Source organism: Ensifer sp. EB106-05-01-XG146 (assembly GCF_058791875.1).
In genome coordinates, this window is record NZ_JBYTDX010000003.1 from 1,063,060 (window position 1) to 1,090,000 (window position 26,941).

Sequence of the window (26,941 nt, forward strand, 5' to 3'; positions counted from 1 at the left end):
GGGTCAACCTCCGGCTGGATGGGGCAATGCGCGCAGACGGCCGAGATAGTCTTCGTCGTCCGCTCGCGGTTCCGAGCCGGTCTCCACCGGCGTCAAAACCATGGCATCGGTAATATCGGCGAGCGCAAGCACCTGGCCGCCCTCGGCAAGAACGAAGGCCGCAGCCTCGTCGCGGCTTGAAAACGGCACGGCTTCGGGCGCACCCATGCCGCCTCGCCGGGCAGAGCCGACCACGTAGAACGCCTTGTCGGCGGCGATCCAGTTGCCGTCACCGGGCTGGTCCCACGTTGCTCCCGCAGCCCCCATGTCGTTGACATAGATGACGAGGATCGGCGCAATTTGCTCCGGCCCACGCGCATAGGCGATCGCATCGCGCACCTGACTGAAGAAGAGCGGCGCGGGGCTTCCTTCCAGAAAGATCTGGGCCTTCGGGCCGGGGTGCTCCAGAAGGTTCATCTGGCAGTAATGACCGAGGGTCTCGGGCGTCATGTCCTGCGGCACGATGCTTTGGGCGACGTCCTCCTTGCAGGCGGAAAGCAGCGCCAGAGCGGCCGCAACGAGCACGAAGCGAAGTCGGGTCCTCATGGGGTCACCTTTCGGAAGGCTGCGGCGGCAAGGGCTATGGCGGCGAGTGGCCAGGCGAGAAGGGAGGTTGCCGATTGCCAGAGCGGGATCGTGCCGGCGGCGCCACCCAGTCCGCCTGCGGCAGAAGCGGCCTGTGCGGCCGAGAGGTTAAAGACGCGAAAGGCGTCGGCAGGGTTGGCAAGCAGCGCAACGGGCAATGCGTGTGTGGTGAAGGCACCGCCTCCATCCGTCACGATTAACGCCAACAGGGCGAGGTCGTAGAGCACCACCGCCACCAGCCAGAGCGCGATGGCCAAGCCCGCCGCCCCCGACGGCCGTCGCGCCAAAGCCGAAAGCGCATAGCCGGTGCCAAGAAAGGTCGCACCCAGCAGCACCGAAGACCAGATCAGTCGCCATAGGGCGCCAAGCCCCGCGGTTGCTCCAGGATCGAACCAGACGGCTGCAAGCGCCGCCGCGCCGTAGCCAAGCGTCACGGCAAGACCGAGGATTGCGAGATGCGCCAGCAGTTTGCCGAGCAGAATCTGCAGGCGTGAGACGGGATAGGTGAGAAGCAGTGGCAGCGTGCCGCGTTCCACTTCGCCAGCCACCGCATCGAAACTCATCAGCAATGCCAAAAGCGGAACCAGATAGACCGCAAGCGAAGTGAGCGAGGCGACCGTTACGGAGAGCCGGTCGACGCCGACATCGCCCGTCGGGGCAGAGCCGGCGGCGGCCAGCACCAGGGCGAACAGCACCATCATGCCGGTGGCGATAGAGACCCAACGATTGCGCAAAGCGATACGGAATTCGCTGACGGCGGTGGCAAGGATGCGGTTCATTGCCCGTCCCTCCGGCTGAAGTGGCTGTAGATGTCCTCGAGGCTGGGAGGGATGACATCAAGATCGGCAATGGCGCTCCCAAGCGCCGCAATGCGGGCAAGGAGCGGCAGTTTTTCCGACTGCGACCCGCGAAGGCGCAAGAGACCGTCCTCCCCTTCCACCCCCTCGGGAAAGGTCGCTGCCAGCGCCGGCGCATGGCCCGGTGCGGGGCGAACGGAAAAGGCGACCGGAAGTGCCGCACGGGTGCGAAGATCGGCAAGCGTACCTTCTGCCACCAGTTCCCCACCGGAAAGGATGAGGATGCTGTCGGTGCGGGCCTCCACCTCGGTCAACACGTGGGAGGAGAGCAGGATGGCGGTTCCTTCTGCGGCCAACCCGTCGAGCAGGTCATAGAAGTCCCGTCGCGACACCGGGTCGAGGCCCGAGGTCGGTTCGTCCAGCACCAGGAGACGGGGGCGGCCGATCAGCGTCTGGGCCAGACCCACCCGCTGGCGCATGCCCTTGGAATAGGTACCGATCCGACGCCGCGCCGCGTGGCCAAGTCCGACCCTCGCAAGAAGCTCCGTGGCCTGCTTCGGGTTTTCGCCACGCAGTGCGAGATAGTGGCGAAGCTGTTCTTCTCCCGTCAAAGCCGGGTGAAAGGCGACATTTTCCGGCAGATACGCCACCTGGGTCCGCGCGGCGGGCGAACCGGGCGCCGAGCCGCAAACAGAAACCTCGCCGCTGTCGAAGGGGATGAGGCCAAGCACGATCTTCATCATCGTCGACTTGCCCGCACCGTTATGGCCGAGCAGTGCCGCGCGCCGTCCCGGCTCCAGCGCAAGGGAAACGGACTTGAGCGCTTCCACCGATTGGAAGCGCTTAGTGAGCCTGGAGATTGTCAACGTCGGTGTCATCGTAATTTCCTTCAGTCCAGCGCCCTGCGGCCTCCGCCTCATAGGCAAGGATTTCGAGCGGGACAGGGATGGTCAGGGGGCGCATCAGCGGCGCGCTGTCGCGCACGCCTCCAGGCAGCGTGGCGGGAAAATCCCGTTGGCTCCAGCGAACGATCTGCACGGCCGGCGAGCCGGTGAGCAGGCTTGCCGCGGGCTGCGACCAGAGGATCTGGTCCATCAGGTCGTTGGGGCGGTAGAAACTGTCGGCAACGCCGTCGCCGTTGAGGTCGAAGGCCGGATGATCGGACCAGAAATTGCCCCGGCCTTCATGGCTCCATTCCATATTGCGGGTGCCGACGTATTTGACCTGCTCGCGGTTGGCGATGAAGGCGTTGCCTGTCAGCACATTCTTTTCCGAACCGGCGGTGAAATGTATGCCAATGCCACAGCTCTCGAAGCGATTTCCCCAGACCAGGTTCTTGTGGGCGTTGTAGATGAACAGGCATTTCTTCGTGCCCCCGCGCACCAGATTGCCTGACACGTCGGCATTGTTGGCATAGTTCAGCATCAGCCCATGCTCGCGGTCGCCGAGGCTGAGATTGTTCAGGATCTTCGCGCGGTTGGAGAACATGATCGCAAAGCCCAGATGGTTTCCGATCGAGATGTTGTCGGAAACCTCGGTGTTGCGGGTGTACATGAAGTGCACGGCAAAGCGCAGGTCGCGCATGATGTTGCGGCGATAGATGCTGTCGGCGCTGGCGTTCGAAAAGATGCCGTCGCGACCGTAGCGGATAATGTTGTCTTGAAGCAGCGTACCGGGGCTGTTCCAGACATAGATGCCGTTACCGCGCTCGTTCATGCGGGCGCTGCGCGTGCCGGTGATCTCGTTTCCGGAGACAATCGTGTCGCGGCCGCCATGGACGTCGATGCCGTGCATGTTGTCGGTGACGAGCAGCTTTTCGACACGGGCGCGATCGGCGCCTTGAACGATTTTGACCCCGGCGTCGAGATCCTGGTTGATGCGACCCGAACCGGTGACGGTGAACCCCGTCAAGGTGACGTCCGACGCGGCAATCGTCACCACGCTACCCTGCTTAAGCCCATTCACCACCGCTCCACGCGGACCGGTGATGGTCAGTGGTCGGTCGATGGTGACGGGGCCGTCATAGGCCCCGTCGGTCAACACCAGCACATCGCCGGGTTGAGCCCCGGCGATGGCAGCGGCAAGACTGCCCGCACCCGGCACGACTGCGCGCTCCGCCGCTAAGAGCGGAGAGGCGAGAAGAAAGCCGATCAGGAGAACGGACAGCCGCATCGATCAGGCGCCCTTCGGTTCCACGAACATGCGGCCGCGCATTTCCATGTGCAGGGCATGGCAGAACCATTGGCAATAGTACCAGTAGACGCCAGGATTGGCCGCAACGAAGGTAACGGAGCTCGTCTGTTGTGGGCCGACCTCCATCGCCACGCCGTGATTGCCCATGGTGAAGCCATGGGTAAGGTCATCGATCTCATCGAGATTGGTGACGATGACCGTGACTTCGTCGCCCTCCTTCACCGTAAAGCTCGGCTGGCTGAAGCTGGGTGCGACCGAGGTCATGTAGACGCGAACCTTGTTGCCGTCGCGGATCACGGCCTCGGTCCATTCGTCGATGTCGACCTCATCGGCCTCGGCCTGCTTGCGGGTTTCGGCCCACAGCGGATCCTTGCGATCCCAGACCGAGCGGATGTTCGGCAGGATCGAGGGGGAGACGGCGATGGCGTCATGCGGCTCGGCGAAGGTCGGGCCGTCATGGACCAGCACCATCTTGTCACCGGAAATGTCGATCAACTGATCGTTTTCCGGCTTCAGCGGGCCGACATTCAGGAACCGGTCCTTGGAGAATTTGCACAAGCAAACGAGCCAGTCGTTGGCGGCATCGAGCGTTTCGCCCATCACCGTCTTCAAGTGGCCGGGTTGATACTGAACGTCGAGCTTGTCCTTGATCGGATTGATCTTCTCACCGGCGTAGGCGCGGATGGCCTCATCGATGTTCCACTTTACCACCTGGCTGTCGAGGAACAGCGAGGTATAGGCGTTGCCGCGCCCGTCGAAGGCGGTGTGCAATGGGCCAAGGCCCAGTTCCGGTTCCGCAACCACCGCGCTGCGCGGCTCGGCATTGTCGTAGAACAGGGCATCGAACTTCGTCACGTCCAGCACGGTGACGGTTGGCGAAAGCTTGCCGGCAACGCACAGATGCTTCCTGTCCGGCGCCATGTTGCAGCCGTGCGGGTTGTTGGCGATCGGGATGTAGCGCGTGAAGAGCGACTTGGCCTCCTTGCGCCCGTCCACCACCTTGACGCCGTTGATCTCCTCATATTGGCCGGCCTTAATGGCCTTCTCGATTTCGGCGATGTTGAAGACGACGATATGGTCCATCTCGGACTTGGTCATCTCCTCCAGCGTCATGCCCATTTCCGAGTTGTAGCTGGTGGAGAACGCCCACTTGCCCTCGTAGTCGGCATCGCAATTGTCGAGGTTGCCCGAGACCTTCACCTGCCATGCCACTTCCCACTTGTCGGCATCGACGGCGGTGAAGATGTTCACGTAGGTCGCCACGTCCGTCATCGTCGAGCCGTCGTTGACGAGCGGTGCCTCGTCCTCGCCGTTGCAGAACACATAGTTTGAACGCGGCCATTTCTGCGGACGCATGCCGTGGATGCCCTTGGCGTTGGGGATCTCCAGGATGGCGTCGGTCTTCATCACGTCGCAGCGCACGCGCGCCACGCGCGTATTAGCCTTGTCGTTCATGAACAGGTAGCGGCCGTCATATTTACCGTCGGTGAAGGACATATGGACGTGATGCAGGTCGCCGTTGTCGTGGATTTTCTTGCCGTTGGCGGCAAGCTGCTTCTTCGTCTTTTCCGTCATCGTGCGCTGATGGATCTGGATCGATTCATTGGTCTGCCCCCAACCGGTGGCCGAGCAACGGTTGAACACCGGCACGCGCATCAGTTCGCGCATCGAGGGAATGCCGAGAATGCGCATCTCGCCGGTCTGACCAGAGGACCAGAAGCCGTAGTAATCGTCGAGCTTGCCCGGTGCGACCGAGCCGTCGGCGCCCGTGGCCGCACGCGCCGGTGTCGCCAATCCTGCAGCGCCGAGGCTGAGTGCGGCCGGCCCTACAGTGCCCGCCAGAATGGCGCTGCCTGCAGTCGCGCTGAAAAGTGCTCGCCGGCTTAGTCCCTTGTGTTCCTTTGATTCCATGATCTGGTTCCTTTTTGCTTGAACCTTGGCTTCGATTAAACTTTGGCTGCGGGTTGATGGGTCGGCACGCCGCCCGGGCTTGCCGCAAGCTTCGCCCGCGACTTCATCTTCTTGATCACGACGGGGCAGACGGTTTCGGACTGGTAGAGCACCTGGCAGTGCAGGCAGTTGATGCACTCGTTCGGATTGATCTCGCCGGTCCGGTGGATCGCCTGCACCGGACATTGGTGGGCGCAGGTCTGGCAGGGGTTGCCGCATTCATGGTAGCGCTTGAGCCAGTCGAACATGCGTATGCGCGCAGGGATCGCAAGCGCCGCACCGAGCGGGCAGAGGTAGCGGCAATAGAACCTCTCGACGAAGAGCCCGGCGACGAGAAGTGCGACTGCATAGGCCACGAATGGCCAGGCGCGGATGAACTTCAGGATGATCGCTGTCTTGAATGGCTCGATCTCGGCCAGATGCTCTGCCTGCTCGACGCTCATCAGGGAGACCCCGAAAAGGCCGAGGAAGATCATGTATTTGATCGGCCAGAGCCGCTCGTGCAGGCCCCATGGCAATGTCCATTGCGGGATACGCAGCTTGCGTGCTATCTGGTTGGTCAGCTCCTGCAGTGCGCCGAAGGGGCAGAGCCAGCCGCAATAGGCTCCTCGTCCCCAGAACAGGAGTGCCGCGGCAACGGCAAACCACAGGATGAAGGTGAGCGGATCGAGCAGGAAAGCCTGCCAGCTGAACCCGTTGACGAGACTGCCGAAGAGCGCCATCAGATTGACGACAGAAAGCTGCGCGTTGGCATACCAGCCAAGAAAGACCAGCGTTACCGTCAGGAAGATGATGCGAAAGATGTAGAACGCTCGCGCGTTCCTGACCGCATAGGTCTGGAAGAAGAACACGCCCGTCAGCACGACCAACATGGCGCCGAGCACGACAATCTTCAGCTTCGAGTCGTCCCAGATGCGTTTCCACAGGTCGGACTGTGCAGTCCCCTCGTCACGATCAGCAACGGCTGCAACGTCCTTCACCGGTGGTGGCGCGACAGCACGCAGATACTTCTGCGGAAGCTGGTAACCCAGATCGAACGTATGAAAGACTTTTTCGACCGGTCCAACCTCACGTTGGGCCAGGAGCTGTATGCGGAAAGGTTTTGTCGGGTCGAAGCCGAGGCCTGCTTTAATGCGGAACAGGTCCATCTCGTTGTATTCCGGCGCACCGGCAAGCGAGATTGCGCCCAGGCGACGGTGGTCGCGATCACGAAAGCGAACGGAAACATCGTCCTGGATCAGCACGATGCGATCAAAGATGCCGCCGCGCACATAGCCTGATCCCTTGAAGGAATAGAGCCCGCGTCCGACCACGGCGATCGCGTGTTCGCCTTCGCCAAGCCAAGCCTGAAGGTTTTTCTCTTCGGCTGCCCCGAGAAAGGCCTTGCCGATGGAAGGGACCGAGACCAGTGCCGCCTGCATTTCGATGAATGTCGTTTCCGGCGCTTGCGCAATCGCGCGCTCGCGGGCGCGCTCATCGGGATGGGCGGCGAAAGCAGCATTGACCTGCGCAACGTCGAGCGACAGGCGGCGCAGCGTGCCGTCACCTTCTGCCTCGACCCAGTCGGCCGGCGCGGTAGCCGCGGGATCGATTTCGAAGCGCGGGCCGGCATTGTCCGCTTCCGGTGTCAATCCGCCAAGCCCGAGCGCGCGCGCAACCTTTAGCCCGGACCGGACGATCGAATCGTCGATGACCATGACGGTCACCGTCGCGCCCGAGATGATATCGACTTCGTGGGTCGTGCCGCCGGATTTCGCCTCGGCGACGAGATCAAGGCCTGCGTAGCCGGCAACAAGCGCCTTCACCTTGGCGTCGGGAATGCCGATGAGGACGATGGGTTCCGAATGTTTCACCAGCCGGACGCCGACGATCTTCGCATCCTTGTCCACCGCCACGAGCGTATGGATGGGTTTGCCGGAATAGCCGGTCGTTCCGACGAAATCCGAGGTCACGAAAACCCACGCCACCGTCTGGCCGCCCTTCAGCACCGGGGCCGCCGCCACATCATCACGCACAGCGCCAAAACCGTCCGCTCCTGGCACAAGATCGGAGGCTTTGGTGGTCGGCAAAAACTCCTGAAGCACCGATGCTGCGCTGGCGGATACAGCGCCCCACAGGCTGAGGCAGAGAAGAAGGACAAGACGGAAGAGTTTCATTCCAGGGTGTTTTCCCGCAAATCGTTGCCGGAGCATTGAAACTTTGGCGCGGGACATTCTTTGATCTAGCTCAAACAAAGACAGCTTCGTTGATTGCAATCCTTGATTGTCGCATGTCGTGCACGGATTGATGCTCAGGTGGAGCTGGGGAAAGGACTTCGCGCCAAGCCGGCGGCCGACCAGCGCAAGAACAATACCTTTGAAGTCGGATCGCCCGGCCCGTGGCCTGCCCTCCCCGCGATATCTGCCAGGGGACGGCAGGCAGCCCGCCACCCACAACTACTGCGCGTCGTGCGAATAAATTCCGCCCTGTGAGCTCGGCTCGCGAAGAGCAAATTGATGGCCGCGGTGCCTCGTGGGGGCACGTCGGCGCCAGCTCAAAACAGTGAAAGTGTGCCCGGCGCTAAGCGCCGGGTAGGGTTGCGTGCAAAGAGATGTGTGAAGCTCCGCCTCCTCCCGTTGGGCAAAGCGATGCCGGAAAGACCTGTCAGGGCTTCACCCCGCGGAACGCGCTGCTGGCGAGAGAGCGGAACCCTCAAATGCATCAATGCCAGCGAACCGCGGAAACAGAACGCTGTTTTCCAGATGCATATGTGTAACGAGATCGTCGCAGAATTTTTGAACTCCGACATAGAGCGCCGTCCAGGACCTGCAGGCCCCGTCCGGAAGCGTAAAACCATGCGTCAAATGCTCGATCACGGCGAGGCTCCGGCTCTCGCATGCATGATCGTCCCGCATGCCGGCAATCAGATGTCGGATGTCTGGATCGGGCTCATGGCGCATCATCGGAAAGAGCGCAAGCTCTTCCCGCGCCATATGGGGAAGAAGGTGGTCCTTGAGCTCGGCCAGCGCGTCGGCAAGACCAAGTGGCGCGGAGCGATGAGCACCGTGGACGTGCTCCACCTTTTGGGCAAGCGGGATCAACCATTCCAGATCGGTGCGGTGGGTCTGGTGATAACGCTCCAGAATATGAGCGATAAGCTCGCCTGTAGCATCCGGAGCCTCGCGTCTTGCGGCAAGCTCCAACGCCTGAAGCCGATCGAGCAGATCAGCGGCCTCTATGCCGGCATCCGCGGCCGCTTGCGCAAGCGGTACATCGCCACCACAGCAAAATCCGATCCCGTGCTGTCTGAAGAGTTCCGCGGCACCGGGAAGCTCGCACGCAATCACTCCGACGGCTGTGTCCAATGTGTATTCGGTCAATGTGCTCTCCTTGGCGCCTAAAAGGTCATGATCCGCAATCGATTTCAAAGCGGGGCGATCCATGATCGTTGTTCAAGGGAGAAGCTGGGGCAGTTCTTCCGATCGTTCTTTGTCGAAACGCAACTTTATTCCGGAAGGATCGCAATCGTTGAAGATCTGAATGACCGTTAAGGGCGCTTGCCGCTGGTGCCGTGGCGACGGCGCCAGTTCGCCAGGCGCTCGCGCTCGAACGTGAAGACTTCATCGATCACCGTACCATCGGAAGATACGGTTGCATTCCAGAGACGCCCGCCGCATCGAAGCGTCAACCGGAATGTGCCCAGGTGCTCCCCTTGACCGATCTCAACCTGGCTCTTGACTTCTCCCCGGTCGAGGCGATTTCTAAGCTCAGTCGGGGGCAGACGCAGCGCCGACGACATGGTCGCCGCCGGCACGGAGAAATCGCCACTGGCGTCGCGCTCGACGCGCAAAACTCGTCGGTTTGTCAGTGTCAGCATAGAGCTTTTCTTTTGGATGACGTGTCGTCCCTCGCGCGCGGATGAGGCCGCGCCAGACGGTCCCGTGATGCCTCAAGGCGAACGCTAAGAAGATCGAGCAAAAAGCAGTCGTCAATGCCAGCAGCCGGGATGCTGGCAAACAGTTCAGCAACCTCAATCGTGCAATCGCATAACGTTGGATCCCTCTGTTCCATCTCGACCATGATTTGAACCCTCCAATGTGCTCGATCCGCGAAACCCGGCTGCTCCTTGCTAGATGTTTGGCGTCAGGCCTCGTTGCGCTAACGCAAGCTTTCGGCGCGGTCGTCAAATTCCTCGCCATCATCGACATCCCGGTATCGCATCGGATCAAGCACGTCGGCTACTGACTATTCGACTTAAGTATTCTGCCGCAAAGCCGATACCGATGCCGGCTGAGACCGGCTCCCTTGCTGACCGCGCGGCAATCCGCGCGGAGCTTGCTTGGCCTCTTGGGATGGCGATCCATCGTCTAAGAGCGCATAGACTTGAAGCCTGCTCTGATCTCCTCGACGAAGATTTCGGGTTCCTCCCAGGCGGCGAAGTGCCCACCCTTTAAGGCGCGGTTGTAGTAGACGAGCTTTGGATAAGCCTTTGACAGCCATTGCTTCGGTGGCCGATAGACCTCGCCCGGAAAGACGGTGACGGCCACAGGAACCCTGGCTGGCGTGAGCTTCGCGCCTGCCTTGACGTTCTCCCAATAGATACGTCCGCTCGAGGGCCCTGAGTTGGTCAGCCAATACAAGGTGATATTGTCGAGGATGGCGTCCTTGCCGAGCGCCTGTTCCGCATCGCCACGCGTGAACACCCAGTCGGCGATCTTGTCCAAGAGCCAGGCTGCAAGCCCCACCGGTGAATCGGCAAGGCCGTAGCCGATCGTTTCCGGGCGCGTACTGAGGATCGAGGCGTAACCAAAACCGTTGTTCAGGAAGTCACGAGCCTCGTCGAAAACCTTCTTTTCATCGGCAGACATGGTCTCGGGAGCCGGCCCGCCGTTCTTCAACGCCTTGGCAGCGTCCGCTGGAAGCGTCGTCGAACGCTCCACCCTGTTGACGTGGATGCCAAGCAGTCCGGCTGGCGCCTGACGCGCCAGGGCATCGCTGATGATTGCGCCCCAATCACCGCCTTGCGAGACATAGCTGTTATAGCCGAGTCGCTTCATGAGGGCGTCCCAGGCACGTGCGATCCGTTGCGCCTCCCAACCGGTCGTGTCTGGTTTTTGCGAAAAGCCGAAGCCTGGTATTGAAGGGATGACGAGATGGAAGGCGTCTTCGGCCTTGCCGCCATGTGCAGTCGGATCCGTCAGCGGATCAATGACGTCAAGCAGTTCAAAGATCGAACCCGGCCACCCGTGGGTCATAATCAGCGGAAGAGCATTCTCATGGCGGGAGCGTACGTGGATGAAATGGATGTCGAGCCCGTCGATCTTCGTCAGGAATTGGGGAAACGCGTTCAGCTTGCGCTCTGCCCGGCGCCAATCATAGGAGGACTGCCAATACTGCGCGAGTTCACGAAGCTTGCGCTGCTGGACGCCCTGGGACCGATCCGAGACGGTCGCGCTGTCTGGCCAACGGGTTGCGACCAGGCGCCTTCTGAGGTCAATGAGGGCATTTTCGGGAATGTCGGACTTGAATGGTTGGATGGCATCGCCCGTCGCCGTCGCTTTCACGATGTCGGCTGCGATGCCGGTTCCGGGCAGCACGGCGGCGGCTACACCGATCGCGGCGCCCCGAAACAGAAACGAGCGCCGCGTGAGCGGCCCGTCGCCAGCCTTGTTTTCCAGGTTCATTTCAAAAAACTCCTGTCCGCTAATCCAGAAGGCACATTGGAGAGATCCGCGCAGAGCTCTTGTTCAAAAGATACGCAGAAACAGGTCGAGCGGGGGGCTCGCTCCGCGCGACGGCCCCCGCACTCCATTGATCATCAAACCTCGTCGGGGCCTTTGCGGTAGACGAGAAACTTGTTGCCTTCGGGATCTCGGAAATAGGCACAATAGGGGTCACCGCCGTCCGGGCCTCTCGGGCCGGGAGCACCCTCGTCGGAACCTCCTGCTTCCAGTGCCGTGGCATGAGCCTGATCGACCTGGGCTCGAGAGCGCGCTTCAAAGGCGACCATGGTGCCATTGCCGGCAACCGCTGTCTCTCCGTTGAAGGGCTTCGTCACACCGAATTCGAGGGTACGGTGGCCGTAATAGACAGCGCGTCCGGGCTGGACGAGCACGCGGCCGATGCCGAAGACGGCAAGGAGCTTGTCATAATAAGCCGCTGCGGCATCGAGGTCGTTCGTGCCGACGGTAGAGTGGCCGGCGAGCGCTCTTGTCTTTTCCGCGATCTCCTTGTGCGGGGAGGCCGTGATGTCGTTCATTTTCCTCAGTCCTTTCGTCGCGAGTGACGGTCTCGTCTCGCTGCTTCGTTCGGGATCGTCGCTAAACCCGGCGATCCATGAATGACGGGAATCTACGGATCGCACCTGCTGCCCGGTACTGAGCAAATCTGAGAGCCATCCTCTCGCTTGAATGCACTGGCGTCCACTCGAGAGCGAATTTGCCCGAGTTCAAGAGGGTGCCTCTCAAAAACTGCATCTGCCGACGGACTGCTCGATGCCCGATGCTCTGGTCACACTCACCATTCAGAGACCGGAAGGACTTAAAGACATGGCATCGCTCAAGACCGTCGTCGCAACAGCTTCTGCGATCATGGCATCGACCGCACCAGGACACGCGGGCCCAATCGGCTCCGCAACGCCCCTGAAAATCGACTTCATCACGATCGACGAGAACATAACGCTCCGACGAATGGTTTCCCGTCAGGGCAATCCGAACGGCACGGTTCTCTTCCTGCACGGCTTTCCCGAGACGCTGGGCGTCTGGACGAAGATCACGGAAACTATGGGCGCACAGTACGAAGTGCATGCGTTCGATTGGCCTGGCTATGGCCAGTCGTCGCGTCCTTCCCCGGAGCGGTTCTCCTATTCACCAAGAGACTACGCCAAGGTTCTCAAAGCCTATATCGACAGATCGGGCATCGACCGATCGAATCTGGTGATCTACGCCTCGGACATCGGCAGCCTTCCCGCTCTGCTTCTTGCGCTGGAAGAACCGACGGTCGCGAAGAAGATCATCGTCGGCGACTTTGCGCCGTTCAACAGGCCGCATTGGATGTACGAGAGCCTTCAAAATCTGAAGGCCGAACCGACGGCAACACCGACACGCGCCTATATGAACAAGACAAGCGACGAGATCTTGGAGAACGTACATCGGCGTGGCCTTGCACCGGAAAACCAGTTCGACTTGCCGTCCGAGGTGCAATCGGACATGAAGGAATCCTGGATGCGCGACGGTGTGACGACAGCCGACGCCTTCGCATTCTATTACGCCCACTTCACGCGGGATGAAGATTATCTTGAGGCCAATCTGTCTAGGCTCAAGACCCCGATCAAGGTGATCTGGGGCGAAAAGGACATCTACATCAAACCGGAGATGGGCAAGGAGTTCGCCGATCGAACCGGTTCGAAATTCGCCGTTCTAAAGGGTGTTGGCCACTTCCCCCACCTTCAGGATCCGTCACGAACAGTCGACGAAGTTCGCCGCGCCTTCGCCGACTAGGCCTTCAAGGCCTCACTCCGCCCGAAGACAGTGCGAAGGCGAGGCAGGGCCCAGTCAATGAAGGAGCGCACCTTCAACGTGAGCATGCCCTGACCGGAATAGACGATGTGGATCGGTCTCGACGCGCCGTCGAAACCCTCCAGAACCGGCACGAGGGCGCCTGACGCCAACTCGTCCGGGATCTGGTAATCGAACAAGCGGGCGATGCCGGCTCCGCCGACCGCCGCGGCCACGCAATTGCCCGCGGTATTCACCTCAAGACGATTGCGGGGAACGGCCTCCATCGGGCGGCCGTCGACATCGAACGTCCAGAAGAACGTCCGCTTGTTAAAGAGTATTCCGTCATGGCCTTCAAGATCGCCCGGATGCGTCGGCACACCCCGGCGCTCAAGATATGCCGGGCTGGCGCAGGTCAGCAGGCGAAACTCTCCGGCCTTGACCGCATAGAGCGAACTGTCCGCGAGGTCGCCGAGACGAATGGCGATATCGACCTGCTCTTCGACAAGATGGACCGTTCTGTCGAGCGAAATGAGGTTCAGAGATACCTCCGGGTGCCTCTCCAAATAACCAAGGGCGATCGGCATGATGTAGCGGGCGCCGAACTCGACCGGTACGGTAATCGTCAGCGTACCGCGCGGTGTCTGGTATTCGCCCGAGGCTCGCCGCTCCGCCTCCTCCAGATCGCCCATGATCTTTCGGGCCGCCTCGACATATTCCCGGCCCGCATCGGTGAGTTGAAGGTTGCGGCTGGTGCGCACGATGAGGCTCGCCCCCAGGTACCGTTCGAGTTCGGCAACCTTGCGACTGACGCTTGGCAGCGGAGCATTCAATTTCCTGCTTCCTGCGGAGATGCTGCCGGCATCAACGACTGCGAGCAGCATTTTCATTGCTTCGAAGCGATCCATGATACCCCCGCCAACTCTCTTGACGCTGATTGCGCGCTACGGCGTCTCTTGGCCTCCGCCGCGAGACAAAGCGCTCAGAACGCGCGGACAACAAGAGAGAGTATCTTTTTGCGGCGCTCTGTCACTTGGCTCCTGCCGAGGCGCCGCGGCGCCGGCGTTGTGGCGTGCGCGCCGCAAGCCAATCCTTTACCTGGCCCGCATGCTCCTTGGGCGCTTTAGAGGCAGCACGTCCGGCAATCGCTGCTAGTGTGTGGCTTGCCATGACCTCTCGTGCCCGCTTCTCCGCTTCGATCATCACAGCATGAATGGAACAGACGCCGTCCTTTGCCCAGGCTGGGGTGCTGTCTGCGAAAAGCGCACATTGTCCTCGGATTTCCTTGCATTCAAACAGCGCTTTGCGCCCGTCGACTGCCTCAATGACGTCGAGTGCAGTGATGTCGGACGCGGGGCGTGCAAGGGCAAAGCCGCCACCAATTCCCTCGCGTGCAATGACTATGCCCGCCTTCTGGAGTTTCGTGAAAAGCTTCGCAACGTATTCGGCGGGTATTTTCTGGAGTTCGGCAAGATCGCGCGCACTCGCCGGCTGGCCCAACTCCTCCGCGTCAATAAGCAGGAGGAGACTGTGTAGAGCGTATTCGACGCCTGCGCTTACGTGAGCCATGGAACACCAAAACAGCGACAAATATAGTCGGAGATAACATCGAACACGCGTTTCAGCAAGGATTGATGCGTGTTCGCCCTGTTGACACTGCGTCAACGAAAGAGGCTGCAATTATCGTTGCCCATTTACTCCGACTAAGTTAGTCGTAGTTATTCGATGACATTTGCGATTGTCGCGGAAACCGTCTTGATCGGAGACACCATCAAAATGGCAATCGTCTTGGGACTGGGCCTTTCCAGTCGACGGCGAAGCCTTGTCTGAGGAAATGAAATGCGTGAACGAATTCTGATTATCGGCGCTGGCTTTGCCGGAATGTGGTCGGCACTCGGCGCCATGCGGCTACTGGACCAGCAAGGAAAGGCGGACGGATCCGTCGAAGTTGCCGTGATTGCACCGCAGCCCGAGCTCCACGTTCGCCCTCGCCTTTACGAAAAGAACGCGGCCCAAATGAAGGCGCCCCTGTCAGAGATATTCGCCAATGCAGGCGTACGCTTTATCAAGGGCTATGCAACCGGCATTTCGACGACAGACAACGTCGTCACCTATCAGGATGAAGATGGTCGGCATAGCACGATCACCTACAGCAAACTGGTCCTTGCAACGGGCAGCGTCCTCTTCCGCCCGGACATTCCCGGGCTCGACCACGCCTTTAATGTCGACCAGCTTGCCGATGCAGCCACGCTCGAGGATCACATTTCCGACCTGGGTCGGCTTCCCGAAACCCATGCCCGCAACACTGTCGTCATCGCTGGCGGCGGGTTTACCGGCATCGAAACGGCAGCCGAAATGCCGCATCGTTTGCGCGCCGCACTTGGAGACACCGCCAAGATCCGCGTCGTCATCGTTGAGCGAGGCCCTGCGATCGGACCAGATCTAGGCCCCGGCCCCCGCCCAGTTATCGAGCAGGCCCTCTTGGAATTGGGTGTCGAAACCTATCTGCGCGCGCCGATCGTCGCCATCGATGAGAGCGGCGTGAGCCTGTCGACCGGAGAACGCATCGAGGCGGCCACGGTTATCTGGACGGCTGGCGCCCGCGCCAACCCGATCACCAGTCAGATCGACGCGAACAAGGACTCGTTCGGACGGCTTCACGTCGACCGGAATCTCAAGGTCATTGGACAAGAAAACGTCTTTGCAACGGGCGACGTTGCCTGTGCCGCGACGGACGATCTCGGAAACCGAACGATGATGAGCTGTCAGCACGCCCAGAACCTCGGGCGCTCGTCCGGTCACAACGTCGCCGCTGATCTCCTGGGCGTCGCTCCGATCCCCTACAGCCAGGAGAAGTATGTTACCTGCCTCGACCTCGGTCCATGGGGCGCCGTTTACACCGAGGGCTGGGACCGCCAGATCAAGCTGTCCGGCGCCGAAGCCAAAAAGTTGAAGACGACGATCAACACCACGTGGATCTATCCCCCGATTGCCGATCGCACCACGGCGCTCGCGGCCGCGGACCCGCTGCGTATCGTTGTCGCCTGATGATCTTTCGCTAAGGCGAGCCCGTCGCCCCGCCCCCAATCGCGTGCGGGCTCGCTTATTCCAGTTCTCATCACGGAGTTACCACCATGAAAGCTCGAAAATTCCTGGCCGCCATATCGCTTGCAATCGCTTCGGCAATGCCCGCGGCTGCGCATGATCCGGGCGACGTCGTTACGCCCCACTTTGCGAAAGAAATACCCAACATACCGGGCAAGACCCTGACGACGCTGATCGTTGATTATCCTCCCGGCGGTACGTCAGCCCCTCACAGCCACGCAAAATCGTCCTTCATCTTTGCCTACGTTCTCTCAGGAGAAATAGAATCCAAGGTGAACGATGGTCCGACGCAGACCTACCGCGCTGGCGAGAGCTGGTACGAGCCTCCGGCGTCCAGGCATCTCGTTAGCCGCAATGCCAGCAAGACCAAGTCGGCAAAGCTGCTCGCGGTCTTTGTCGCCGACAGCGACGAAAAAGAACTGACCACTCCCATCCGATAAGACCAGCCCAAGGAGCAAACGAATGAGCAAACGTCTCGACTACAATCAGATCGCACCTGCCGGCGTCAAAGCGCTCGGCGGCGTCTATGGCTACATCCTGCAAAGCGGACTTCCCGCCGCGCTGGTCGAACTGGTCTATCTGCGCATCTCGCAGATCAATAATTGCGCCTACTGCCTCGACATGCACACCCGCGAACTGCTGAAGAAGGGGCAGCAGATCGAGAAGATCGCCTTGGTGCAAGCCTGGAAGGAGGCTGGCAATCTGTTCGATGGTCGTGAAAAAGCTGCCCTTGCCTGGGCCGAAACCGTAACACGCGTCGCTGAGACGGGCGTGCCCGACGAAGCCTTTGAGGCTGCAAGCGCCGTGTTCTCCGAGCGCGAACTCACGGATCTCACGATCGCGATCGGCCTGATGAATGCCTACAATCGCATGGCCATAAGTTTCCGCAATACACCACAGGCAGCCCTAGACAACTAGGCACTCTGGTCTGGGGGCGTGATCAAAGCACGTCCCCAGTTCGTTATCGGCATGGGCCCCAGAGAGGTGAAATTGGCCCGATGCGTCACTTCACCTGCAGTTGTTCCGAATCCCGACCGGAAAGTGCGCGCTGGCCTTGCTTCACGATCGTCTCGAGGAAATCGCCAACAACACGAATGCGTTTGGTGTCGCGGACCCCTTCATGAACGACAAGCCAAATGGCTTCCTCCTGCCTGCAAAGGTCGGGTTTGACGCGGACAAGTCCCTCGTCTGTGTCCGCGAGGATGCATGGCAATACGCCAAGGCCGTTGCCGGCCTTCATCGCGAGCACCTGCGCCTGCATCGTATCGACCGTCAGGTTGGCGGCGCCGCTTTCGACCCACGAGCGCAGGGTCTTGGGCAGGACAAGGAACGACAGGGGATCGCCCCACGAAATCAGCCGATGGCCGGTAATCGGCAAGTGATCTTCCCGGATCGGGTGGCTTTCAAGATAGGCTTTCGACGCGTAGAGACCGAACGCGATCGTGCCGATCCGGCGTACCACATAGTTGCCCTGTTCAGGGCGGCAGAGCCGAAGGCCGATATCCGTCTCTCGCTGTGGAATCTGGGCGAAGGACGTGGCGTTGACCGAAACGCCCAACGAAAGATCGGGATAGGCTTCCTGCAAAGCAGGCAGGTTTGGCATCAGCAGGTGATGTGCGAGCGTGTCGACGGTGATAATCCTAACCGCCCCCGAGACGCGCCCGTCCTGGCCGCAGAAGCTGCCTTCCAGTTCGCGCATGGCAGTTTCAATCGCCGTTGCTTTCTCGACCATCGCCCGGCCTGCGTCAGTGAGCTCGTAGCCGTCCGGCCGGCGCTCGAACAGGCGCGTCTTCAGAGCGTATTCCAGGGTCTCTATCCGTCGCGCCACCGTCGAAGCGCTCGCTTTCACTTCACGCGCAGCGCCGGTGAGGCCGCCCTGGCGTGTCACTGCAAGGAAGTAGCGGACATCGTTCCAGTTCATGTTTCTATTTTTCGAAAACCCTCTTGCGAACTTATGCGTCGAAGCGCGTGAAGGGAAGGATTATCCCTTTAAGGATCGTGGAAACGGAGCTTGGCAACGAAAAATCGGCAAAGCTCGATCAGAACTGTGAGGCTATGCTCATGATGAACAGGCAGTTTTCGGTCGGCGTGTTTGCCGCGCTCTTTGCAGCCTTTGCCTTCTCCCTCAATTTCGTCGTGCCGTTCATAATCGGCGACTTCTCCACGTTCGACTTTGCTCTTATCCGGCATGTGGTCTCGGCGACGGTTGGGGTCTTCATTCTGTTTTCAGAACGTAAGACGGCATTGCGCCACCTGACGTTCCAAAACGCCATGGCTGCCACGGGATTGGCCTTCATCGGCTATGTCGGCTACTTCCTGACGGTAACGGGAGCGGCAATCTACGCCGGCCCGGTCATTGCGCCTGCCTTCCTTGGCCTGGTTCCGATTGTGCTTGCCGTCATTGGAAACCGGGGTCAGGCGTCACTGCCATGGCGCTTCTTGATGACACCGCTTGCACTGGTGGCGATCGGTCTCGTGCTGGTCAACGGCACGGCGTTCACCGCAGATAGTCTCGGTTCCGTTCGCTCGCTTTGGATTGGTATTCCGCTTGCTCTGGCCGCGGTCGGTCTATGGGTATGGTTCGCGATCGCCAATCAGGCAGCGCTCGCAATCCGCCCGGCGATGCCGTCGGGCATATGGTCCGCATTGATCCTGATCGGCGGTGGTCTCCAGATGCTGGTTTTCTACCCGGTCGGTGCGGCAATGGACCTTTTCCAGCTTCCGATGCTCGGTTTCGGTTGGGAAGCCGCCGGCTCCCTCTATCTATGGGGAACGTCGCTGGCACTGATGGCGACCGTGTGCGGGGTGTGGGCTTGGAATGTCGCGTCGAGGACGCTTCCTGTTGCGCTCGCGGCACAGCTGATCGTGTCCGAAACGGCCTTCGGCGTAATTGGCGGACTTGTTGTCCATGCACGTTGGCCAACGATGATGGAGGCAGCCGGCGTCGCGGTGCTCATCGCTGGTGTCGTTCTTGCCATTCGCGTGTTCTACGGTCAGCAGGCCCAAATGAACGAGGCCATCGCGCAGCCATCCTGACGCTCGCGCGATGGGCTACCCCTGGTCATGGAGACCTCGGTCGGCCGCTTTTCTTTGATGCGCGTCCTCGCGCACTCCAAACCGATCAACCGGCCGCCGTATCTAACCAGATCGTTACAGGACCATCATTGGCCAGTTCCACCCGCATGTCCGCGCCGAAGACGCCATTCGCAACAGCAACGCCAAGGGTCGAGACTTGTGCAGAGAAATGCTCATAGAGGCGTTTACCCTCCTGCGGCGGCGCGGCCGTAGAAAAGCCTGGCCGGTTGCCTTTCGTCTCTGCGGCCAGGGTAAACTGGCTGACGACGAGCGCTGAGCCGCCCACGTCGACCAGGGAACGGTTCATGCGATCCTGATCGTCCCTGAAGATGCGCAGGTTGACGATCTTGCGCGCCAGCCATTCGCTTTCCTTCTCGGTGTCGCCCTTCATCGCACACACGAGCACCAACAGGCCGCTGGCGATTTCTCCCGTGACCGCGCCGTCTACCGTGACACGCGCAGATGAAACGCGCTGGACAAGTGCTCTCATGGCAAGGAATCTCCCTATGGCTTGCCGGCGTTTATCCACTCCGAGGCGATCGCAATCAAGCTCTATGCGACCCGACAGCAACCGTCTGGACGAGGTCGTCAGACCTGGTCGAACGATGGGCAGACCTGGCGGCGCTCGCTACCGTGCCTGAAGGGGGTAGCATTTTCACGCGGTGGAATGGCCGTGGACGACGGCGAGCTACCACGTTTGATCGCGACCGTCGTTGGGCTTGTCGGATCATACGCAATGTTGAGGCAATCCGGGCGCTGTGATCTCGCCAATCAACGGAAGATTGGCGAAGGCCGGTGCTCGGCATGAAGCCGCGCACTTCAAACAGGGAGCGAAACGGCCTTGAGCATTTGTGACAGCGACACGACGCAAAACGGCACTCCGCGCGCAGAAAGAGAAACCAAGCGAGGAAATGGAATGCGCACGAGACTGGTGATGGCGGGTCTCGTGCTGCTGTTGACACCGGCAGATCCGGCCCGGTCGCAGGCGATCGAACCCGTTTGCCCTTCTCCGCACGACAGAACGGTTGCCATCACGTTCGACGATCTCCCTTATACCCGCGCAGGCGATGCGGGAGGGCAGGAACTCTCTGCGCTCGCGAGGGCCACGAACGAAGCCATTCTGGCCGGTCTCGCCGTTCGTAACGTTCCCGCTATCGGGTTTGTCGTCGAACGGCGTGTGCAGGCGCTGGGTGAGATCGGTCAGACACTGTTGGAACCGTGGAACACTGGCCAATTCGAACTTGGCAATCACAGTGCGAACCACCCCGATAGCAATACCTTGGACGTCGATGCGTTTCGTTGCGAAGTGATTGACGGAGAGGCGACCATTCGGCCGATGGTGGAAAAGGCCGGCCGAACCCTTCGGTTCTTCCGGTTTCCCTACAATCACCTCGGAGACACGGATCAACGTCGCGAGGCGTTCGAACGGGTACTTGGCGAACGCGGTTATCATCTCGCGGCATCCACCATCGATACGTCGGATTATGTGTTTGATGCTGCATATGAACGGGCATTGGCGCGATCCGATACGGCGATGGTCCGAAGGATCGAAGACGCTTACATAGACTATAGCCGCGTCGAGATTGCGTATTATGCGGATCTGAACCGCAAGGTCCTCGGGTGCGAACCGCCCGGCATTCTCCTGCTTCATGCCAATCGCATCAATGCGGCCACCATCGATCGAATACTCGGGCTTTTCAGAAGTACGAGCTACCGCTTCGTCTCCCTTGATGAGGCGCAAGCCCACCCGGCGTACAGGCAGCCGCCTCAATTTGCCACCAAGTTCGGACCAATATGGGGGTATCGCTGGGCAAGGGAGCGGGACCTCAAGGTGGATGGAAGCAAGGAGGAAGAGCCTCCGGCATGGGTGACCCAATACACCGATCCCGACGCGCCGCTCTGATCCGCATCCGTGGCCAAGATCGAGCTCAAGCAATCGCTTGGCCGCGACGGCTTAACCCTGTGCTTCGCCGCAATGTTCTCGCAACGCGTGGCCCCAAGACTCCTGAACAGTCGATTCGATATTTGAAGGAGTATGTCCCATGCGTGCGTCGGTCTTCGGTAAGGTTCTCGCGCTGACCGCAGCTTTGGGCGCGACTGTGCCTGCAGCTCCAACCGTCCTTGCTGACGATTACGATGGAGGTTGGCGCCATTGTCGGGACCTTCACGGAAGAGACCGGTGGCGTTGTGAGGAGGCGCGGCGCGATCGGTGGCGCGAGCGCCAGGAAAAACACGACAAGAAGGATATGAAGGCTGGTTTGGCCGCCGGCGCGATCGGTTTGGCCCTCGGTGCCATCATTATCGGTGCGGCACAGGAAGCCGAGCGGAAGCGCGAGGCGGAAGCTTATCGGCGCAACGATCGCGATGCGCGGTGCCTTGCGCGCTACCGCTCCTATGACCCGCGCAGCGGAACATTCATTGGGCGTGACGGCCGGCGCTACGAATGCAGGTGAAGGCTGCGCCTCCGGCCGACAAGTCGCCCACAAAGGCGTGGCGACCTTTCGCGCAGAAACCTTTACGGACGCCTGCTTCGGCCATAGATGTGCTGCAATGGTGGGTGCGTCCTGCGTGCCGATCGTAAGGCTGGAGGGAGTTTTGACGGATTTTACCTGGTTGAATGAGCCTCGAAACTGGAACGTCGAAAATGGCGTGCTAACCCTCAAAACGGAGGCGAATACCGACTTCTGGCAGACAACCTTCTATGGCTTCAGGCGCCATTCCGGTCATGCCAGACTGCAGGCGGTGAGCGGAGATTTTACCGCATCGGTGGTCGTGCGCGGTGATTATCGCGAGCTCTACGATCAAGCCGGGCTGATGCTGATTATCGACGAAACACACTGGCTCAAGACCGGCATAGAGTTCACCGACGGCTTGATGCATTTCTCAGTTGTCGTCACGAACGGAACGTCGGACTGGTCCGTAATCCCGCTTGCGCAAGCGCAGCCGAACGCCGAAGTGCATATCCGGCTGACGCGGCACGAGGCAGCGCTCAGGGTCCAGTTTCACCTTGGCGATGGTCCGTGGCAGATGGCGCGGTTATGTCCATTCTCCGGTGAAGACGCACGGATCGGTGTCATGGCCTGCTCTCCTGAGCGCGAAGGTTTTACCGCGCAGTTCGAAGGATTTTGCCTGGGCGCTCCGATATCGCGCGACTTGCATGCCTCATAGGAACCCTTGCTGCTAGCAGCGGCGATCCGCTCGCCTTGGTCGGGCATTGAAGGGACGTCCGACCCGTGGTCGGTATTCCTTCGCGCGCGCCTTGCCGCAGTGGAACTTCAAGAGCGCATCGGGCGTTCCGCAACCTTCTGCGGCTCACAGATCGCGTCCAACCAGAGCCGCCGTCACAACATCGTCACGAAACGCACGAACAACTCGCTTCGTGTAAATGGCGGAGGCACAGATGGATTACTTCAGACGCTTCACCTTTTTGTTCGCGACACCCGCCTTCGACAACGAGGATCTCGAGGGGGCCAGGTACAAGCAGATTGTCGAGGAGATCGAGCGGTCTGGTTTCGAGGTGGTCCGCGCACGGAGCCTTGAGGACGCGGAAATCGCCGTCCAGACGGACGCGGCCATCGGCTGCATGATGGTTGACTGGGGCAAGAAAGGCATGGAAGGCAAGACCGCCTCCCTCATCAATCTGATGCGCCGACGCGGTCTCGAATTCCCGATCATCCTTCTGATCCGGCGCAAGCGCTTTGAGGACGTACCGGTCGAAGTGCTCGACTTCATCGACGGCTATGTCTTTCTATCCGAAGAGACGCCTGCCTTCATCGCGAAAAACCTCATCAGCCGCCTCAAGCAATATGCCGAGACGATGAAGACGCCTTTCTTTGGCGCGCTGGTGGATTACGCCGAGGAAGGCAACCAGCTTTGGACCTGCCCCGGACACAACGGCGGCGTGTTCTACAGCCGCAGCCCGGTCGGCCGCGTGTTCATGGAGCATCTGGGCGAAGCGGTCTTTCGCGATGATCTTGACAATTCCGTGCTCGATCTCGGCGATCTCCTGACCCATGAAGGGCCGGCGCTCGCCGCCCAGAAGGAAGCCGCCAAGATTTTTGGCGCGGAGAAGACCTACTTCGTCCTTAACGGCACCTCGACTTCCAACAAAGTTGCGCTTTCCGCCCTGGTCACCGATGGCGACCTGGTGCTGTTTGACCGTAACAATCACAAGGCGGCCCATCACGGCGCGCTGATGATCTCCGGCGGCATCCCGGTCTATGTGCCGACCGCCAGAAATGCCCATGGGCTCATTGGCCCCATGGATTTAGGCGCGCTCAATGAGGAGGCGCTGCGCGAACGCATCCGCGCCCACCCGCTGGTCAAGGACCCGGATGCCTGGCAGAAACAGCGCCCGTTTCGGGTGGCGGTGGTGGAACAGTGCACCTATGACGGCACGATCCACAATGCCGAGATGATCCTGAAAGCCATCGGCCATCTGTGCGATTACATCCTGTTCGACGAGGCCTGGGCGGGCTTCATGAAATTTCACCCGCTCTATGCCGGTCGTTTTGCCATGGGCCTTGCCGAACTCGGACCCGAGGCACCGGGCATCATCGCCACGCAATCCACGCACAAGCAGCTTGCGAGCTTTTCGCAGGCATCGCAGATCCACATGAAGGATCGGCACATTACCGGCCAGAAGCGCCGGGTCGAGCACCGACGCTTCAATGAGAGTTTCATGCAGCACGCTTCGACGTCGCCTTTTTATCCGCTCTTCGCATCCCTCGATGTCGGCGCGCAGATGATGAAGGGTCGTTCCGGCGAAGTGCTGTGGGACGATACGATCCGGCTCGGCATCGAGCTTCGCAAGAAAATACGGGCGGTGCGTAGGGAGTTCGAGGAAAAGGAGCGTCGGCCCGAGCGCCGCTGGTTCTTCGAGCCCTTCGTGCCGGACCGCGTGGCCATGCCGGATGTGGCAAGCCCCGCAGCGGTACACGACGTGCCATGGGAGAGCGTCGCCACCGATCAGCTCGCCACCAATCCGGCCTTCTGGCACCTCACCCCGGGGGCTGCATGGCACGGCTTTTCCGATATGGCGCCGGGCTTCGCGATGACCGATCCCAACAAGCTCACGCTGCTGACGCCAGGTTTTGACAGGGCAACGGGCGCATATTCAGAGCACGGCATTCCCGCCCCGATCGTTGCGCAGTACTTGCGCGAGAACCGTATCGTCGCAGAGAAAAACGATCTCAACTCCCTGCTGTTTCTGCTCACGCCCGGCGTCGAGGCAAGCAAGGCGGGCACACTGATCAGCGGCCTCGTCGCATTCAAACGGCTTCACGACGACAACGCAGCTCTGGAAGAGGTCATCCCGGAGTTCTATCGCCGCCGCCCTGGCCGCTACGCGGGGGTGCGATTGCGTGATCTGTGCGGCGAGATGCATCGATTCTTCCGTGACGCCAATGTCAGCGCGCTGCAGGCCAAGCAGTTTTCCGAAGAGCATCTGCCGGATATCGCCCTTTCACCCCACGACGCGGCGCGCTGCCTTGTGCGCAACGGCGTCGACTTTCTGCCGATCGACGCCATTGCCGGGCGGATCGCAACGACACCTTTTGTCGTCTATCCGCCGGGGATCGCCACAATCGTGCCGGGCGAGCGACTGACCGAGCGCGCTCAGCCAATGATCGACTATCTCAAGATGTTCGAAACCTGCTTCAACACTTTCCCCGGCTTCGACGTCGAGATCCAGGGCCTTTACCGCCAAACCGACGCGTCGGGCCGCATACGCCTTCATACCTACGTCGTCGCTGAATAGAATTTTGGAGTTTCGTGACCCCTCATGCCGCAGGATGAAACAATCATCATTCGCCCGTCGCGGGAGAGCGACGTTGATGCCATGCTGGCCATCTATCGCCGGCACATCCGACGCGGCATAGAAGAGGGTGTCGAAGAGGGCGACGCACCACAGCCGGACGACCTTCGCGAGCGGCGGAAGAACCTGAAAAGCCGCCGCTTGCCCCATCTCGTCGCGGTCAACGAGGGCGTGGTGGTCGGATACGCCTATGTCGTGCTGTTTCGCAAGCGCCCCGCCTACCGTTACACGGTCAAGCACTCGATCTATGTTCACCACGAGCATCTCGGTCAAGGCGTCGGACGTCTGCTCATGCGGGGCCTGATCGACGCCTGCGCCGCAGCCGGCTTTCGCCAGATGATCGGCTACATCGACGCCGACAATGTCGCCTCCCTCACTTTGCACGAACGCTTCAACTTCGTACGCGTCGGCCTGCTTCCGGGTGTTGCTTATCGTTACGGGCGCTGGGCCGATAGCGTCATGGTCCAGCGCTCTCTGGGTCCGGGCTCGACGATGCCACCGCCGCCGCCTCTCTCCACCCGATGAGGGTCGCCCCTGTGTGCGCCGTTCAAACGTCAAAAAGCCCGCCGGATTTCTCCATGCGGGCTTTTTTTGATTTGGTTGCGGGGGCAGGATTTGAACCTGCGGCCTTCAGGTTATGAGCCTGACGAGCTACCGGGCTGCTCCACCCCGCGCCATCGCGGTAAACCGCTTTGCGGTTTATCCGCTTATTCCGGGTTTTGCCGGAGGCAAAATCCCGTTGTTTGTCTGTTCCGAGCTTAGCAAAACAAAAGGGCCGCTTGAGGGCGGCCCGTGTTTCGGCTGGGCCGAGGCATGAAGAGAAGGTGATCTTTGTTTTCCGGATTTTATCTTGCGCTTTGCAGACCTGGCAGCGACCTACTCTCCCGCGTCTTAAGACGAAGTACCATCGGCGCTGGGGCGTTTCACGGCCGTGTTCGGAATGGGAACGGGTGCAGCCACCCCGCCAGAACCACCAGGTCGGCAAAGCGCAAGATTTGCGTCTAGCGGACGCAAACCGGATTGAGAAGCTGGTGAGTTGGTCGAGCCAACTCGTTTTGTTTTGAACACGTCGCTCATCTGAAGATGAGCATGAGCAATGGGAACGATCAAGCCAATCGAACGATTAGTACTGGTAAGCTTCATGCGTTGCCGCACTTCCACACCCAGCCTATCAACGTGGTCGTCTTCCACGGTTCTCAAGGGAATACTCGTTTTCAGGTTGGTTTCCCGCTTAGATGCCTTCAGCGGTTATCCATTCCATATATAGCTACCCTGCTATGCCCTTGGCAGGACAACAGGTCCACCAGAGATATGTCCATCCCGGTCCTCTCGTACTAGGGACAGATCCTGTCAATATTCCTACACCCACGGCAGATAGGGACCGAACTGTCTCACGACGTTCTGAACCCAGCTCACGTACCGCTTTAATTGGCGAACAGCCAAACCCTTGGGACCTGCTCCAGCCCCAGGATGCGATGAGCCGACATCGAGGTGCCAAACAACCCCGTCGATATGGACTCTTGGGGGTCATCAGCCTGTTATCCCCGGCGTACCTTTTATCCGTTGAGCGATGGCCCTTCCACGCGGGACCACCGGATCACTATGACCGACTTTCGTCTCTGCTCGACTTGTCAGTCTCGCAGTCAGGCGGGCTTATGCCATTGCACTCGACGACCGATTTCCGACCGGTCTGAGCCCACCATCGCGCGCCTCCGTTACTCTTTCGGAGGCGACCGCCCCAGTCAAACTACCCACCATACACTGTCCCGGATCCGGATAACGGACCGCGGTTAGACATCCATGACGATAAGGGTGGTATTTCAAGGATGGCTCCACAAGAACTGGCGTCCCTGCTTCAAAGCCTACCACCTATCCTACACATGCCGACACGAATGCCAGTGTAAAGC

Annotated in this window: 24 protein-coding genes, 1 tRNA gene and 2 rRNA genes (1 of these 27 cut by a window edge); 10 read left to right on the forward strand and 17 right to left on the reverse strand. The window is 60.3% G+C overall.

Annotated features, from left to right (window positions below; genetic code table 11):
- Positions 1-3: 3 nt before the first annotated feature.
- The 10 genes from AC3WVQ_RS33590 to AC3WVQ_RS33635 all read right to left on the reverse strand — a co-directional run bounded on the left by AC3WVQ_RS33590 (position 4) and on the right by AC3WVQ_RS33635 (position 11,802).
- Entirely contained in the window at positions 4-585 is a 582-nt protein-coding gene (locus AC3WVQ_RS33590) for a nitrous oxide reductase accessory protein NosL (RefSeq protein ID WP_029742711.1), read from the reverse strand.
- Positions 582-1,403 carry an ABC transporter permease gene (locus AC3WVQ_RS33595; protein WP_192445000.1) on the reverse strand — a complete coding sequence of 274 codons (822 nt, stop codon included), beginning with the start codon at positions 1,401-1,403 and terminating at the stop codon, positions 582-584. The genes AC3WVQ_RS33590 and AC3WVQ_RS33595 overlap by 4 nt, the downstream gene beginning before the upstream one ends.
- Positions 1,400-2,299: an ABC transporter ATP-binding protein gene (locus AC3WVQ_RS33600; RefSeq protein WP_060530200.1), complete on the reverse strand. Its 900-nt coding sequence runs from the start codon at positions 2,297-2,299 to the stop codon at positions 1,400-1,402. The genes AC3WVQ_RS33595 and AC3WVQ_RS33600 overlap by 4 nt, the downstream gene beginning before the upstream one ends.
- A complete protein-coding gene (locus tag AC3WVQ_RS33605) occupies positions 2,265-3,593 on the reverse strand; it encodes a nitrous oxide reductase family maturation protein NosD (RefSeq protein WP_192445002.1) in 1,329 nt (442 codons plus the stop codon). Before AC3WVQ_RS33605 ends, AC3WVQ_RS33600 begins: the two co-directional genes overlap by 35 nt.
- A gap of 3 nt (positions 3,594-3,596) precedes the next feature.
- Entirely contained in the window at positions 3,597-5,525 is a 1,929-nt protein-coding gene (gene nosZ, locus AC3WVQ_RS33610) for a TAT-dependent nitrous-oxide reductase (protein WP_060580812.1), read from the reverse strand.
- Positions 5,526-5,560: 35 nt separating this feature from the next.
- Positions 5,561-7,720, reverse strand: a complete 2,160-nt coding sequence (locus AC3WVQ_RS33615) for a NosR/NirI family protein (RefSeq protein ID WP_192445004.1) — start codon at positions 7,718-7,720, stop codon at positions 5,561-5,563.
- 495 nt (positions 7,721-8,215) lie between these two features.
- On the reverse strand, positions 8,216-8,923 hold the full coding sequence (ric, locus tag AC3WVQ_RS33620; protein WP_060520879.1) for an iron-sulfur cluster repair di-iron protein: 708 nt from the start codon (positions 8,921-8,923) through the stop codon (positions 8,216-8,218).
- A gap of 167 nt (positions 8,924-9,090) precedes the next feature.
- On the reverse strand, positions 9,091-9,420 hold the full coding sequence (locus tag AC3WVQ_RS33625; RefSeq protein WP_492383492.1) for a DUF6522 family protein: 330 nt from the start codon (positions 9,418-9,420) through the stop codon (positions 9,091-9,093).
- A 490-nt stretch (positions 9,421-9,910) separates the two neighbouring features.
- A complete protein-coding gene (locus tag AC3WVQ_RS33630; protein WP_192445006.1) occupies positions 9,911-11,227 on the reverse strand; it encodes an epoxide hydrolase family protein in 1,317 nt (438 codons plus the stop codon).
- Between the two features lie 134 nt (positions 11,228-11,361).
- Positions 11,362-11,802 (reverse strand): VOC family protein, encoded by a 441-nt coding sequence (locus AC3WVQ_RS33635; protein ID WP_029742721.1) that lies wholly within the window; start codon positions 11,800-11,802, stop codon positions 11,362-11,364.
- Between the two features lie 289 nt (positions 11,803-12,091).
- Between AC3WVQ_RS33635 and AC3WVQ_RS33640 the strand changes: the two genes are divergently transcribed.
- On the forward strand, positions 12,092-13,042 hold the full coding sequence (locus AC3WVQ_RS33640) for an alpha/beta fold hydrolase (RefSeq protein ID WP_060603403.1): 951 nt from the start codon (positions 12,092-12,094) through the stop codon (positions 13,040-13,042).
- On the opposite strand, the gene AC3WVQ_RS33645 is transcribed toward AC3WVQ_RS33640, so the two are convergent.
- Both AC3WVQ_RS33645 and AC3WVQ_RS33650 read right to left on the reverse strand, forming a co-directional pair.
- Positions 13,039-13,947 (reverse strand): LysR substrate-binding domain-containing protein, encoded by a 909-nt coding sequence (locus AC3WVQ_RS33645; protein WP_192445010.1) that lies wholly within the window; start codon positions 13,945-13,947, stop codon positions 13,039-13,041. The genes AC3WVQ_RS33640 and AC3WVQ_RS33645 overlap by 4 nt on opposite strands.
- Before the next feature lie 121 nt (positions 13,948-14,068).
- Positions 14,069-14,608: an RrF2 family transcriptional regulator gene (locus AC3WVQ_RS33650; protein WP_060603510.1), complete on the reverse strand. Its 540-nt coding sequence runs from the start codon at positions 14,606-14,608 to the stop codon at positions 14,069-14,071.
- A gap of 270 nt (positions 14,609-14,878) precedes the next feature.
- On the opposite strand from AC3WVQ_RS33650, the gene AC3WVQ_RS33655 reads away from it, so the two are divergent.
- The 3 genes from AC3WVQ_RS33655 (at position 14,879) to AC3WVQ_RS33665 (ending at position 17,062) form a co-directional block, all read left to right on the forward strand.
- Positions 14,879-16,087, forward strand: coding sequence for an NAD(P)/FAD-dependent oxidoreductase (locus AC3WVQ_RS33655; RefSeq protein ID WP_404526723.1), 1,209 nt, complete (start codon positions 14,879-14,881; stop codon positions 16,085-16,087).
- Positions 16,088-16,173: 86 nt separating this feature from the next.
- Complete coding sequence (locus tag AC3WVQ_RS33660; RefSeq protein ID WP_060603394.1) at positions 16,174-16,584, forward strand: cupin domain-containing protein; 411 nt, start codon at positions 16,174-16,176, stop codon at positions 16,582-16,584.
- Between the two features lie 22 nt (positions 16,585-16,606).
- Complete coding sequence (locus tag AC3WVQ_RS33665) at positions 16,607-17,062, forward strand: carboxymuconolactone decarboxylase family protein (protein WP_089046151.1); 456 nt, start codon at positions 16,607-16,609, stop codon at positions 17,060-17,062.
- Between the two features lie 85 nt (positions 17,063-17,147).
- Here AC3WVQ_RS33665 and AC3WVQ_RS33670 read toward each other — a convergent pair whose 3' ends face one another.
- Positions 17,148-18,065, reverse strand: coding sequence for a LysR family transcriptional regulator (locus tag AC3WVQ_RS33670; protein ID WP_113505018.1), 918 nt, complete (start codon positions 18,063-18,065; stop codon positions 17,148-17,150).
- Between the two features lie 143 nt (positions 18,066-18,208).
- On the opposite strand from AC3WVQ_RS33670, the gene AC3WVQ_RS33675 reads away from it, so the two are divergent.
- On the forward strand, positions 18,209-19,180 hold the full coding sequence (locus AC3WVQ_RS33675; RefSeq protein ID WP_060603507.1) for a DMT family transporter: 972 nt from the start codon (positions 18,209-18,211) through the stop codon (positions 19,178-19,180).
- Between the two features lie 85 nt (positions 19,181-19,265).
- Here AC3WVQ_RS33675 and dtd read toward each other — a convergent pair whose 3' ends face one another.
- The gene (gene dtd, locus AC3WVQ_RS33680) at positions 19,266-19,709 is read right to left on the reverse strand and encodes a D-aminoacyl-tRNA deacylase (RefSeq protein WP_034799023.1); all 444 of its coding nucleotides are present in this window, start codon (positions 19,707-19,709) and stop codon (positions 19,266-19,268) included.
- A gap of 426 nt (positions 19,710-20,135) precedes the next feature.
- Between dtd and AC3WVQ_RS33685 the strand changes: the two genes are divergently transcribed.
- The 5 genes from AC3WVQ_RS33685 (at position 20,136) to AC3WVQ_RS33705 (ending at position 25,559) form a co-directional block, all read left to right on the forward strand.
- The gene (locus tag AC3WVQ_RS33685) at positions 20,136-21,122 is read left to right on the forward strand and encodes a polysaccharide deacetylase family protein (protein WP_192445014.1); all 987 of its coding nucleotides are present in this window, start codon (positions 20,136-20,138) and stop codon (positions 21,120-21,122) included.
- Between the two features lie 343 nt (positions 21,123-21,465).
- Entirely contained in the window at positions 21,466-21,672 is a 207-nt protein-coding gene (locus tag AC3WVQ_RS33690) for a BA14K family protein (RefSeq protein ID WP_060580821.1), read from the forward strand.
- Positions 21,673-21,814: 142 nt separating this feature from the next.
- Positions 21,815-22,387: a DUF1349 domain-containing protein gene (locus AC3WVQ_RS33695; protein ID WP_371273340.1), complete on the forward strand. Its 573-nt coding sequence runs from the start codon at positions 21,815-21,817 to the stop codon at positions 22,385-22,387.
- A 232-nt stretch (positions 22,388-22,619) separates the two neighbouring features.
- Positions 22,620-24,977, forward strand: coding sequence for an Orn/Lys/Arg family decarboxylase (locus AC3WVQ_RS33700; protein WP_192445016.1), 2,358 nt, complete (start codon positions 22,620-22,622; stop codon positions 24,975-24,977).
- 24 nt (positions 24,978-25,001) lie between these two features.
- Positions 25,002-25,559, forward strand: a complete 558-nt coding sequence (locus AC3WVQ_RS33705; RefSeq protein WP_192445019.1) for a GNAT family N-acetyltransferase — start codon at positions 25,002-25,004, stop codon at positions 25,557-25,559.
- Positions 25,560-25,631: 72 nt separating this feature from the next.
- Here the strand turns inward: AC3WVQ_RS33705 and AC3WVQ_RS33710 are convergent.
- The 3 genes from AC3WVQ_RS33710 to AC3WVQ_RS33720 all read right to left on the reverse strand — a co-directional run.
- Positions 25,632-25,708, reverse strand: a tRNA-Met gene (locus AC3WVQ_RS33710).
- A gap of 189 nt (positions 25,709-25,897) precedes the next feature.
- A 5S ribosomal RNA gene (rrf, locus tag AC3WVQ_RS33715) occupies positions 25,898-26,012 on the reverse strand.
- 124 nt (positions 26,013-26,136) lie between these two features.
- A 23S ribosomal RNA gene (locus tag AC3WVQ_RS33720) occupies positions 26,137-26,941 on the reverse strand; it runs 1,991 nt beyond the window's last position.

Bases quoted from the DNA above. Each gene is read 5' to 3' on its own strand.
- AC3WVQ_RS33645 (WP_192445010.1), bottom strand. From the start codon at position 13,947: ATGGATCGCTTCGAAGCAATGAAAATGCTGCTCGCAGTCGTTGATGCC.
- AC3WVQ_RS33690 (WP_060580821.1), top strand. From the start codon at position 21,466: ATGAAGGCTGGTTTGGCCGCCGGCGCGATCGGTTTGGCCCTCGGTGCC.
- nosZ (WP_060580812.1), bottom strand. From the start codon at position 5,525: ATGGAATCAAAGGAACACAAGGGACTAAGCCGGCGAGCACTTTTCAGC.
- AC3WVQ_RS33600 (WP_060530200.1), bottom strand. From the start codon at position 2,299: ATGACACCGACGTTGACAATCTCCAGGCTCACTAAGCGCTTCCAATCG.
- AC3WVQ_RS33655 (WP_404526723.1), top strand. From the start codon at position 14,879: ATGCGTGAACGAATTCTGATTATCGGCGCTGGCTTTGCCGGAATGTGG.
- AC3WVQ_RS33630 (WP_192445006.1), bottom strand. From the start codon at position 11,227: ATGAACCTGGAAAACAAGGCTGGCGACGGGCCGCTCACGCGGCGCTCG.
- AC3WVQ_RS33605 (WP_192445002.1), bottom strand. From the start codon at position 3,593: ATGCGGCTGTCCGTTCTCCTGATCGGCTTTCTTCTCGCCTCTCCGCTC.
- AC3WVQ_RS33705 (WP_192445019.1), top strand. From the start codon at position 25,002: ATGCCGCAGGATGAAACAATCATCATTCGCCCGTCGCGGGAGAGCGAC.
- AC3WVQ_RS33675 (WP_060603507.1), top strand. From the start codon at position 18,209: ATGAACAGGCAGTTTTCGGTCGGCGTGTTTGCCGCGCTCTTTGCAGCC.
- AC3WVQ_RS33700 (WP_192445016.1), top strand. From the start codon at position 22,620: ATGGATTACTTCAGACGCTTCACCTTTTTGTTCGCGACACCCGCCTTC.
- AC3WVQ_RS33625 (WP_492383492.1), bottom strand. From the start codon at position 9,420: ATGCTGACACTGACAAACCGACGAGTTTTGCGCGTCGAGCGCGACGCC.
- AC3WVQ_RS33635 (WP_029742721.1), bottom strand. From the start codon at position 11,802: ATGAACGACATCACGGCCTCCCCGCACAAGGAGATCGCGGAAAAGACA.
- AC3WVQ_RS33650 (WP_060603510.1), bottom strand. From the start codon at position 14,608: ATGGCTCACGTAAGCGCAGGCGTCGAATACGCTCTACACAGTCTCCTC.
- AC3WVQ_RS33640 (WP_060603403.1), top strand. From the start codon at position 12,092: ATGGCATCGCTCAAGACCGTCGTCGCAACAGCTTCTGCGATCATGGCA.
- AC3WVQ_RS33595 (WP_192445000.1), bottom strand. From the start codon at position 1,403: ATGAACCGCATCCTTGCCACCGCCGTCAGCGAATTCCGTATCGCTTTG.
- dtd (WP_034799023.1), bottom strand. From the start codon at position 19,709: ATGAGAGCACTTGTCCAGCGCGTTTCATCTGCGCGTGTCACGGTAGAC.
- AC3WVQ_RS33665 (WP_089046151.1), top strand. From the start codon at position 16,607: ATGAGCAAACGTCTCGACTACAATCAGATCGCACCTGCCGGCGTCAAA.
- AC3WVQ_RS33615 (WP_192445004.1), bottom strand. From the start codon at position 7,720: ATGAAACTCTTCCGTCTTGTCCTTCTTCTCTGCCTCAGCCTGTGGGGC.
- AC3WVQ_RS33660 (WP_060603394.1), top strand. From the start codon at position 16,174: ATGAAAGCTCGAAAATTCCTGGCCGCCATATCGCTTGCAATCGCTTCG.
- AC3WVQ_RS33590 (WP_029742711.1), bottom strand. From the start codon at position 585: ATGAGGACCCGACTTCGCTTCGTGCTCGTTGCGGCCGCTCTGGCGCTG.
- AC3WVQ_RS33685 (WP_192445014.1), top strand. From the start codon at position 20,136: ATGCGCACGAGACTGGTGATGGCGGGTCTCGTGCTGCTGTTGACACCG.
- AC3WVQ_RS33670 (WP_113505018.1), bottom strand. From the start codon at position 18,065: ATGAACTGGAACGATGTCCGCTACTTCCTTGCAGTGACACGCCAGGGC.